The 10098-nt window shown below is 43.6% G+C and carries 6 protein-coding genes and 3 pseudogenes; 2 read left to right on the top strand and 7 right to left on the bottom strand.

All coding sequences use genetic code 11. The features are described from left to right. A pseudogene (locus P5683_RS17210) lies at positions 1-2974 on the top strand (energy transducer TonB); the annotation flags it as partial. A 201-nt stretch (positions 2975-3175) separates the two neighbouring features. On the opposite strand, the gene P5683_RS17205 reads toward P5683_RS17210, so the two are convergent. The 6 genes and pseudogenes from P5683_RS17205 to P5683_RS17180 form a co-directional block, all read right to left on the bottom strand. After that, positions 3176-3595, bottom strand: coding sequence for a hypothetical protein (locus tag P5683_RS17205; protein WP_008052308.1), 420 nt, complete (start codon positions 3593-3595; stop codon positions 3176-3178). A gap of 70 nt (positions 3596-3665) precedes the next feature. After that, the gene (locus P5683_RS17200) at positions 3666-4904 is read right to left on the bottom strand and encodes a beta-propeller fold lactonase family protein (RefSeq protein WP_315640636.1); all 1239 of its coding nucleotides are present in this window, start codon (positions 4902-4904) and stop codon (positions 3666-3668) included. A 97-nt stretch (positions 4905-5001) separates the two neighbouring features. Further along, positions 5002-6537 carry a peptidoglycan-binding protein gene (locus P5683_RS17195; protein WP_315640639.1) on the bottom strand — a complete coding sequence of 512 codons (1536 nt, stop codon included), beginning with the start codon at positions 6535-6537 and terminating at the stop codon, positions 5002-5004. Positions 6538-6641: 104 nt separating this feature from the next. Further along, entirely contained in the window at positions 6642-6968 is a 327-nt protein-coding gene (locus P5683_RS26490) for a hypothetical protein (protein ID WP_241081016.1), read from the bottom strand. Positions 6969-7084: 116 nt separating this feature from the next. Then, complete coding sequence (locus tag P5683_RS17185; RefSeq protein ID WP_050786896.1) at positions 7085-7879, bottom strand: DUF4352 domain-containing protein; 795 nt, start codon at positions 7877-7879, stop codon at positions 7085-7087. Beyond that, positions 7876-8109: pseudogene (locus tag P5683_RS17180) on the bottom strand (DUF3784 domain-containing protein); the annotation flags it as partial. The pseudogene P5683_RS17180 and the gene P5683_RS17185, both read right to left, overlap by 4 nt. A 204-nt stretch (positions 8110-8313) precedes the next feature. On the opposite strand from P5683_RS17180, the gene P5683_RS17175 reads away from it, so the two are divergent. Further along, positions 8314-9672 carry an NB-ARC domain-containing protein gene (locus P5683_RS17175; protein ID WP_315640633.1) on the top strand — a complete coding sequence of 453 codons (1359 nt, stop codon included), beginning with the start codon at positions 8314-8316 and terminating at the stop codon, positions 9670-9672. A 156-nt stretch (positions 9673-9828) separates the two neighbouring features. On the opposite strand, the pseudogene P5683_RS17170 reads toward P5683_RS17175, so the two are convergent. After that, positions 9829-10098, bottom strand: a pseudogene (locus P5683_RS17170) (WD40 repeat domain-containing protein); the annotation flags it as partial.

Raw genomic sequence — 10098 nt, 5'->3', positions numbered from 1 at the left:
CGACCAGGATATCGTTGATGAGTCTGATGATGATTCCCAAGACGACGACCAGGATATCGTTGATGAGTCTGATGATGATTCCCAAGACGACGACCAGGATGATGATTCCGACGACGGTCCAGTGTTTGCAGCCGAGGACGTTCTGGCTTACATCGAGCAGTTGATGGTCGATGTCGAGACCGTTACCCAAACCGAAGAAATCGATATCGAGTTTGTCACCTATCAGCTTGAGGAACTGTTCCAGGCTTCTGTTTTCAGCCTAGAAGATGTCAATACCATCTTGGAGACTGAATATGAATCTGTGGATGAGTTAACCACTGAAGACATCGTGACTTTGGCGTTTAGCGTTGAATTCCAAGAGGTTCTAGGTGAGGATGTCGAGATTGAACTGGTACAGTCTGAAGTTAACTACAGCTATCTGCGAGCCTCTCAAGCTCAAGCGATCGCTGATTTATTCAGCACAGAAGAAAATCCGATTACCGTTGAGGATGTCCTACGCGGTGAAATCGAACCCTTGACAGATGCTGAGATTTTGGCAGCCTTCGAGGAGAACTTCTTAACTGCTGATGTCGGATTTATTCGCTATCAAGTTGAGCAACTTCTGACCGAGACAACCATTACCATTGAACAGGTTAATGAGAGCCTGTCTCTTGAGGAGTCCATAGAAGCCATTGTAGAGCTTAATGATGCTCAAATCATCAATTTGGTCTACAACCAAGAATTCAAAGCCTTGCTGATGGAAGCAGAGCAGACTATAGAGCTATCTGCTATCAACTACGAGGCATTCATTGAGGCGAATGCAGAAACCTTAATCCAACAGTTTGAGGTGGATGATGTCACAGAGCTGACCTTAGAACAAGTTCATGGGTTCATGTTCAGTGGACAAGTCAGCATTCAGGGATTTGTCAACTTTGACTATCTCCGTGAGACTTTCATGAGTGCGATCGCATCCCAGGAACTGCCAGATAGCACCATTCTTGACTGGTTTAACACCGATTTCTCATTGATTAACGTCAACTTCCTGAATGCTCAATTCAACCAGTTTACAGCAGCAGTACAAACACAGTTGTTGGATTCTCTGGGTATTGAGCTTAACGAAGGCGAATCCCTCAGCCATCAGCAACTCATCGAAATTTTCTACAGCAGTGAGTTCCAAACCATTACCGGAATTGAAACCCTGCAAACACTAGCCTTTGATTGGCAAGGATATGCCGAAGCTAATGCAGAAGCCTTGGCTGATTTCTATCAAGCCTTCCTCGTGCCAGCTATTCCAGAAGGTCAGGCTCCTAATTCTGTAGTGGTTGAATTGTCGAATTTCACCGGAGCAGAAGCACAGGTAACGGTGACATTAGAAGAAGTGGAAGGAGGCATTCAATTCACAGTTGACGGTGTGGAACCCATCGCCGATATTAACGGTGTGTTCTTCAATATCGAAGATAGTAGCCTTCTCGATAGCCTGTCTGTATCTGGGGATGATGTCACCAATTCTAACTTTAGTGGTGATGTGAAACGGGTAAGAAATACCTCGATTTCACCGCTGAAATTTGATGCTGGTGTGCAAATCGGAACTCCTGGTATTGGTCGGGATGATATTCAATCCACAGTGTTTGTGATTACTGCAGATGGCGAAGAATTGAGCCTAGACCAGTTTGTGGGTCAGGAATTTGGAGTTCGTCTAACCAGTGTAGAGTCAGAAGGAAGTCGCAGTGCTAGCAGTAAGCTGCGCGGAACAGCAGAAGCTGTTTTTACCGCTGATGGTGATGATGTTGGTGTGATTGATGTTAGTTCCCTTTCTGCTGAACAGGTGTTTAACTTTGCCTTCCGACAAGGATGGCAATTTGGAATTAACCCGCTGGAATTTGTGGAAGTTGATTTTCTGCGACAACAGTTCGCCGTTGACATCGCGCGAGCCTATAACATTGATGTTAGCGCAGTTGCCTCCCTGGAAAGCTCTTTGGTGCTGGATTATGTCTATGGTGGTCTTTCGACCCAAATTGACTTCGAGTTCTACCGCACTAAATATGCTGCTTCCTTGGAGTCTACCTTTACTGGAATCAGTGCTGAGAGTCTGACTCGCGCACAAATTCTTGAACACGCCTATACGGTAGGTTTGGAACAAGAGTTTAATTTTGTGGCCATTGATTATGATGCGATCGCCACTCAATATCCCCAAGTCTTTGCTGACTTCTTTGGTATCCCGGTTGAGGAAATTTTCAACCTGGATCTGTCAATTTTGCAAAGTTTTGACTTGGGAATTGTGTCGGAACTTGGCATCGATATCAGCCCATTTGTTGATATTGAATTCTTCCGCCAACAAGCGAGCGAACAAATTCTTCAGAACTATCGCATTGAAAATGTCTTCCGCATTAATTCTCAACAACTGTTTGAGTTTAGTTTGCAAGGCAATTTCAGCACGGCACCGACCATCGATCTCAATTGGGCGCTGACTCAATATGCTGATTTCTTGGCTGAAAATCTCGCTGATTTTGATCAAGATGACGATGGTGAGATTGATAATTCGGAACTGTTCGATGCTTTGACCGGTCAACTGCTGGAACAAGGTAACGAAACTTCCGATATCTACAGCTTTGAGCAATATTTCGAGTCGGAAGATGTGCAAGAAGAGGTGGCTGAGTTCTTTGGTGTGGAATCCTTTGAGGACGTTACCTTTACTCAGCGCTTAGAGTATATGTTCGGTGCTGGTCTGCTGGCGGGAATTGACCCCTACAGTGAGGAGTTCCTAGAAGCTAATCCGCAAATGGCAATGGATATTTACCTGGAAGAAAACTCTGCTGCTTTGATTGAGTTTGCTGGAGTTCGGTCTATTAATCAGGTGACCTTCTTGGATGTTTATAACTTCCAAGCCATCAATGAGATTAATGCCTTCTCTGGCATCAGTACCATCGATGACATTGATGATATCGATGACATTATCGATGACATTATCGATGAAGTAGATGCCTTCTCTGTGTAAAATATCAGTTAAGTTTCCCTTGAGATATAGGGAAACTGACTCGGACAATTAACAGCTAAATTAGAGTGAGGTTGATGATTCAATCTCACTCTTTTTTGGAGGGTATATCAGCGGCAACCTAGAAAGTTGATTGTCTCCTAATTAGCCGGAGGTAACGGCGGTTTAACTGACGGGAGAGAGAAAGTAATCATCAATCACTCACTATTCAAGGGGATTTGAGATGACCTCTAAGCATTCATTAAACCATGCTTGCACATTTTCATTGATTTCTGAGGAATTAAAGGAGTGGGAAAAGGTGCTTAAATTTAGGGCTTCATCTGATACATGAGTCTCCCAACCATCATCATGGTTGTTTCCAATGACTGGGTGAGTATAGGTGATTTGTTGGATTTGGGTTTGCTGGGAATTAAAAACTCCTTCAAAACATGAACCAATATCGGAGTTTTGAATATAAACTAAACCCCTAACTTGATTATTTGGGTAAGTTTGAAAGACAATATATTCCGCCCCAACTTCTGTAGGGGATGAAACTGTCCCGCGAAACTGTATTTGTGATATCATCGAAACAGTTGCCACCCCAAGGGCGATCGCCATTTTGGGAATAACGGTCAGGACCTCCATAGTTCACTCCTGGCTGACAACACCTGATGACTACAAGAGATAAACCGCCAATTCCCGAAATCTTTATCTGTTAATCTTGAATGACCACCAAACTCCCCGTATAGCAAGCTACCCACACCTGTCGAGTTTTCGGGTCGTAAGTAATTCCTATGGGGTTTAAGCCTACGGTGATGGTATCAATAATTTCCATATCCTCAGCTTGCACTTTACTAACGGTGTGGGAGTAATAGTTCACCACATAGAGGAATTGATCATCATCTGATAATACCATACTACGAGGGGCTGCACCTGTAAAAATTTTCCTGATAATTTCCCCGGTTTCTGTGTCAATTTTGGCTACATGATCATCACCATTCAGGGTAACATATAGATATTTTCCGGTGGAATCTAAAACCAGATGGCGAGGATATAAACCTACGTTATACATCCAATTTACTGAGTAGTCCTGTAGGTCTATTTTGGCAATATCGGAAGTTCCCATCACGGCTATATAAGCAGTTTCAGAATTCGGAGAGATGGCAATTCCCCGGGGAAATCTGCCTACAAATATCCTTTGTATTTCTTGATTGATGTCAGTATCAATAACGCTAACATCCCCTGAACACCAGTTAGTTACTAAGACATATTTACCATTGGGAGAAACGGCGATAAACTTGGGAACTGAACCGACTTTAATGGCGTTGTCAATGGTTAAATTTTCGGTATTAATCCGATAGATAAAACTAGGGTCGAATTGGTCTGATGGTAAACAGGTATCATGACCGGGATTATTAAACTCAGGACCATACATCCGATAATTGGAGATATAGGCAAATTTGCCATCTTGAGAAACTGCTGCTTCTACGGGAGAACCTTTGTATTTTTCGGCGGTAAAATCTCGATGACCAAACTTATACAAATTCACATGATCAGCAATTTTTTTAACCTGCTCAAATTGACGATTATAAACAGCAATTGAATGTTCATACATCATATTTTGTACAAAGAACATTCCGGGGTCTGCATAAACAACAGACTTGGGGGTTAAATCATCACTTTTGATAGTCTTAATAATTTCAAATTGACCAGGTTGTGGGGGTAAAAAAGCGATGGTTTCCTGAGATTCAGAGTTATCTAATGAGTTATGATTGCTTAATTTATGCTGTAGAAAATCTATGCGATCGCCTAATTTGAAAATATCAGAACCTGAGTCAGCTACCGCCAATCGAATCGCGGTTAAGGTTAACACCACTAGAGAAATAGATGCTATAATTAGGGTTTTGCCGGATTTTTGCATCAACATCAAATGGAATTTATTAAGTTTGTTCATAATCTCCTGACACCACCAAACGACTAATAAAAACTTACCCAGAAAAACTAGACAGCTAGGTTAATCATGGGTAAGTTAACTGAATCCGAATGTTATATTAATCTTGGAATACCATAACACTGCCAGAATAGCAAGCTACCCAAACCTGTCGCTTTTGGGGGTCGTAAGTCACACCAATGGGTCGGTGGTTAGTGCGGACAGTATGAATGACTCTCATATCTTCTGTGCGGACTTTACTCATGGTATTAGAGTGATAATTAACCACATACAAAAATTGACCATCATCAGAAATTGCCATACTACGGGGGGCGCTTCCTGTCCTAATTCGGCGGATGACTTTACCCGTTTCTAGGTTGATTTTTGCCACCGTCCCCTCACCATTAAGGGTGGTATACAGGAATTTCCCTTGAGGATCTATATTCAAATGTCGAGGGGAACGTCCGATATTATTAAGCCAGGTGAGGGAAAAATCATTAAGGTTAATTTTGGCGATTTGGGTGGAACCCATGACGGCTACATAAGCAAATTCTGAGTTAGAATCAACAGCAATTCCTCGCGGATAACGACCTATTTTTAGCCGTTGAATTTCCTGGTTTATTTGGGTGTCAACAATACTTAAATCCCAACCACACCAATTGCTAACTAATACGAAACGACCATCAGGAGTAACTGTATTAAATTTCGGCACGGGTCCGACTTGGATCACTTGTTCGATGTTCAGGGTTTCGGTATTGATTTTATACATAAAACTATCATCATGTCTCCCGGCTGGAGAACATCTATCATTTCCGGGGCGAGAAAAGCCGGAACCATACATTTTATAATTGGCAACGTAGGCGTATTTTCCATCAGGAGAAAAGGAGGCTTCTACGGGTGAACCTCTATGATTTCCGGTGAATTTCGAGAAGCCAAAATCTGAGAATTTGATGCTGTCGGGAATAGTCTTGATTAAATCAAAGTTACGGTCATAGACGGTTATTGTGTGGCGATACATCATATTTTGGGCAAAAAATAAGCCTTTCCCTGAATGCACAATTGATTTGGGTGCAATAGGGCCGGTAATAGTTTTAACATGGCTCATTTTTCCAGATGGGTCGCGGGGGGGTGCTTCCACAAAACCGGGATTTTTTAAGAGGGCGATCGCTGTCTGAAAGCCTTTTGGTAAATCATAGTTGATGTTGATAGCTGGGGGGGTGGCGGCTGGGGGTTTGGCGGCTGGGGGTTTGGCGGCTGGTGGCGGCGGCTGAGTTGCTGTGGGTTGAGGAGGGGGAGTGGTAGCGACTTCTGGGGTTTTTGGGGAGGGTGGAATTAGGGCTAAAGCCTGGCGAGTTTCTTGTCCGACAATGCCATCTGGCCTTAATCCGCGATCGCTTTGAAATTGTCGAACTGCTTGTTGAGTGATCGGACCAAAATTACCTAAATTAGGGTTATTAAAATATCCCAATTCTCGGAGTCTAATCTGTAATTCGGCTACCTCCTGACCTCGGCTACCGCGCCTTAAAACCCGTGGGGTCTGATTTTGAGTAGGGGTGGCGCGGGCGACTATTTGAGTTTCTCGATTTATGGGACTCTCAGCAGAGGCTACGGTCACTCCTGTTAATAATAATGCGATCGCACAAGGGAGACCCAGCATCGACCGTCGGAGAAGGTTAACAGGTCGATAACCGCTAGAATATGATTTAGACTTGGTGATGCAACCGGGGTTATCCATAATCAATTAAGCATGGTTTTTCCCCGCTATCCTAGCGCATTTTGACCACTCAAAGATATGGTGCTACTGTGCCGATGAGTGGCCCTCTGAGCCACCCGGTTTCTTTCCCCCCCCCAGGCTGAGAAACCGGGTTTCTGTGAAAATCTCGGCATCCTCACCGACATCACGTTAAGAAACCCGGTTTCTTTCCCCCTCCCGAAAGGTAGCACTTGGCTGACTTTTCCCGGATATACCCGGTCTGTTAACTCCCATTGGCCAGTAGTGGGGGGGAACAATTCCATAAACCTATTCTCAGCCAATCGTCTGAGGCTATAGGGGTCGGGGTCGGGGTGATGAACTGCTGGCGATCGCATTTTTTTGACCGGCGACAGAATAGAAGAAACCGGGTTTCTGAAATACTATCTCGTTTTTCATGAAACAGAGATATAAGACACCCGGTTTATGAGTATAAACGACTGACAATATTAACCTAGTAAATAGCGAATAAGTCGTCTTCCCTAATGTCGATTCTCTTGCCATTAACTTCTAATTTAAAACCAGAAGCATCACTAGCTACACGAAATACTTTAACAATTGGGACAACCTGTCCTGGAAATAATTGACTACTCGGTTCGATCCCTTTGTCCTTCAGCCATTGATTGATACTTAAGGTTTCTGAAAAATCATTGATTTCGTTATATTTCCGACCTTGGCTATCAATCAGCTTATAGCTTGACCAGGTTATACTACCGGATTGGTTTCCTGTGTTTTTCATTTCTAACCCAACAACCGCCAGTTGACCGCCTTTTGACTCTACATTTTCCATAAAATAATTGCTAGGAAAAATGGTATCGAGCATTTGAATGCCTGCAATTTTAACTGCACGATCATTCCTTACATTTATCCAAGTTTCTGTGGGGACCGGTTTTGCTACTGGTTTCGATTTTTGAGGTTCGGGCCTATAAGTGGATGCTGCTACAAACGTGGAAGATTTTGCCATATAAGTCTTGTCATTTTCTTCCGCCGTAACAGAAGATAATCCATTCAGAACCAAAACCAGAATAATGCTGGTAATACCGGAACTCTTTAGGACTCTCATTCTGGTTTGTGGCTTCTTGTCATTAAGTACAATGCTAGGCTTGCATAATCCGATAACAAATGCAAAGGGAGAAATTATCAAATAAAGACCAATACCGAGTGCAATAATGCCGATAAAAACGTAGAATATTGCCGTCAAATTCCCATCATGTTTGACCCCTCCATACTTAAGGTGAACTAAAATCAATTGATTGGGCCAAAAGCAGCACCTATAGATGCTAAGATTAGCAAAATACCAGCAACAACAGAAGTAATACGGCGTAACCTAGTCATACCCGTATCCGGTATGACTCCAATTAAAACAAATAACGCACCCAAAAGTAGCGCAATGATTCCGAATATAGCAGCCATTTTTTTCTCCTTAATTTTTTTGCGGTTTCTTTTTTTGATGGCTTGCCAAAAACCAAGATACAACCAACTAAATTTTTCGGCTTGATCAACTAAATGCTCTGTCTATTATTATCTTTGATGGTTTCGGTGTTTGTCAACCTCAAATATATATTATTTTGCCTCAAGTATTAACGGGTATCAGAGTTATAAAATCTAGTTTTGTATAAACAAATTCCAAAATGTACTAAAATGTGGTATAATACCAAAGTCCCGTACAAGCACCCCTATGCTATGAACCTTAAAGAAATGTTAAATATCGCCGATCGCATCGTGTTTGCGAAGACCGGACATCACCTTGACGATCTACAGGAGGCGGTACTGAGAGGAACGCTGGAACGGGAGACTTATCAACGCATTGCCAAAGAGTATGATTACTCGGAAAGCAGCGTCAGAAATGCGGGTTCGCAGTTGTGGCATATCCTTTCGGAGGAGTTGGGAGAAGAAGTTAATAAATCCAATTTTCGCTCGGCAATGGAGCGGTTTCAATTTTCCCTATTTTCAAATGTTGTACAAGATCACGTTCAAGTTGGTAGTTTAAATTTTTGTGGGGAGGGAAGACACCCGCCGGATATACCAAACCGACACCCACCCAATCGAGAGGTATGCAGTCAAGAGTTAAGCGAGATGCCGGATTTGGGTGTTTTTTACGATCGCACCCTCGAACTGGAAACCCTGAGTGATTGGATTCTAAACGAACGCTGTCGCCTCATAGCAATCACAGGCATGAGTGGCATCGGCAAAACCGCCTTAGTCTCCCAACTGGTGCAGCAAATCAAAGATGAGTTCGAGTCCGTTTTCTGGTGTAGCCTAGCGTCGCCTCCCACCTTTTCAGACTGGCAAAATCGCCTGCTAAAGTTTTTCTCAAAATCGCCAACCGATCGCTCTTTCCACCTCACCTCAGAGCCTTTATTCGTCATTCATTATTTACAACAATATCGCTGTTTGCTAGTTTTAGATGACCTTCACAATTTGTTTGTTTCGGGAGAGTTGGCGGGCAAATATCAAGCCGAGTGCCAAGACTATCAATCCTTTTTTAAGCAAGTTAAGAACTTATCCCATCAAAGCTGCGTTTTACTCATCGGTTGGGAACCCTCCATTGAACTCCCCCCCAGTGCCAAGCAAAATAGCCCGCTGCGGACGCTACAACTCACCGGGTTAGATATCGCCACGACTCGAAAGATTCTCCAAGATTACGAATTGACAGAAATTGATGAAAATTCCCCACTGATTGACTGCTATGATGGAAATCCGTTCTGGGTGAAAAGTCTCGCCAGCCAGATTCAAGAGTTGGGCGGGTTTGTCCCCCATATTTTGAAAAATGATACTTTATTGTTGCCGGAAGATGTGAAGTGTATTTTACGGCAACAGTACGATCGCCTGTCGGAAACTGAAAAACAAGTGATGGTTTTATTAGCCGGCGAGAGCGAACCTATCAGCTTGGGAGGATTGCTAGAAATGGCGATAATGCCTCCCGCAGATTGTCTCAATTCGATTCAATCTTTGCTGCGACGTTGTTGGCTGGAAAAGCCAGACAATCTCTACAGACTACCCAAAGCCATCAAGCAGTATATTATCCATCATTTGATTTAATAAATGTGGGGGGTCAATTTATCCGATATGATCAACCCGACGGGCATTGAATTTATGCGGTGATGTCCTAGTTTAGGGTGATTTCTAGCATGGTTTTCAAATCGTCCCAGCAACCAGGTTTCTGGCCCCCCACCCACATCCCAGAAACCCGGTTTTTCAATCTCTCAACCCCTCCAACCGCAGAAAATTTACTCCCCCGAATGAGTCCCCCGCTACCACCGTCACCCCATCATCAGCTACAGCACAGGAAATCATCGGAGCCTCCCCGGTGAAGGTAGCTAACACTCCCCCCGTTGCCAAATCCCACAGTTTCAGGGTGCGATCAGAGGATGCGGAAACGGCAGTTTTGCCGTCCGGCGCGATCGCCACTGCATTCACGTAAACCTCTTGGGAGCGTGGAAGCCCCGTGTCTTTAGACCGGGGAGG

Origin of the sequence: Limnospira sp. PMC 1279.21 (assembly GCF_032349615.1) — a bacterium.
Classification (GTDB): domain Bacteria; phylum Cyanobacteriota; class Cyanobacteriia; order Cyanobacteriales; family Microcoleaceae; genus Limnospira; species Limnospira fusiformis.
Note: the sequence above shows the minus strand (reverse complement) of the source record. Positions and strands in the feature narration are given on the sequence as shown.

Coding starts and splice junctions, on each gene's coding strand:
- P5683_RS17205 (WP_008052308.1), bottom strand. CDS start 3,595: ATGGAGGTCCTGACCGTTATTCCCAAAATGGCGATCGCCCTTGGGGTG.
- P5683_RS17200 (WP_315640636.1), bottom strand. CDS start 4,904: ATGAACAAACTTAATAAATTCCATTTGATGTTGATGCAAAAATCCGGC.
- P5683_RS17195 (WP_315640639.1), bottom strand. CDS start 6,537: ATGCTGGGTCTCCCTTGTGCGATCGCATTATTATTAACAGGAGTGACC.
- P5683_RS26490 (WP_241081016.1), bottom strand. CDS start 6,968: ATGCGATCGCCAGCAGTTCATCACCCCGACCCCGACCCCTATAGCCTC.
- P5683_RS17175 (WP_315640633.1), top strand. CDS start 8,314: ATGAACCTTAAAGAAATGTTAAATATCGCCGATCGCATCGTGTTTGCG.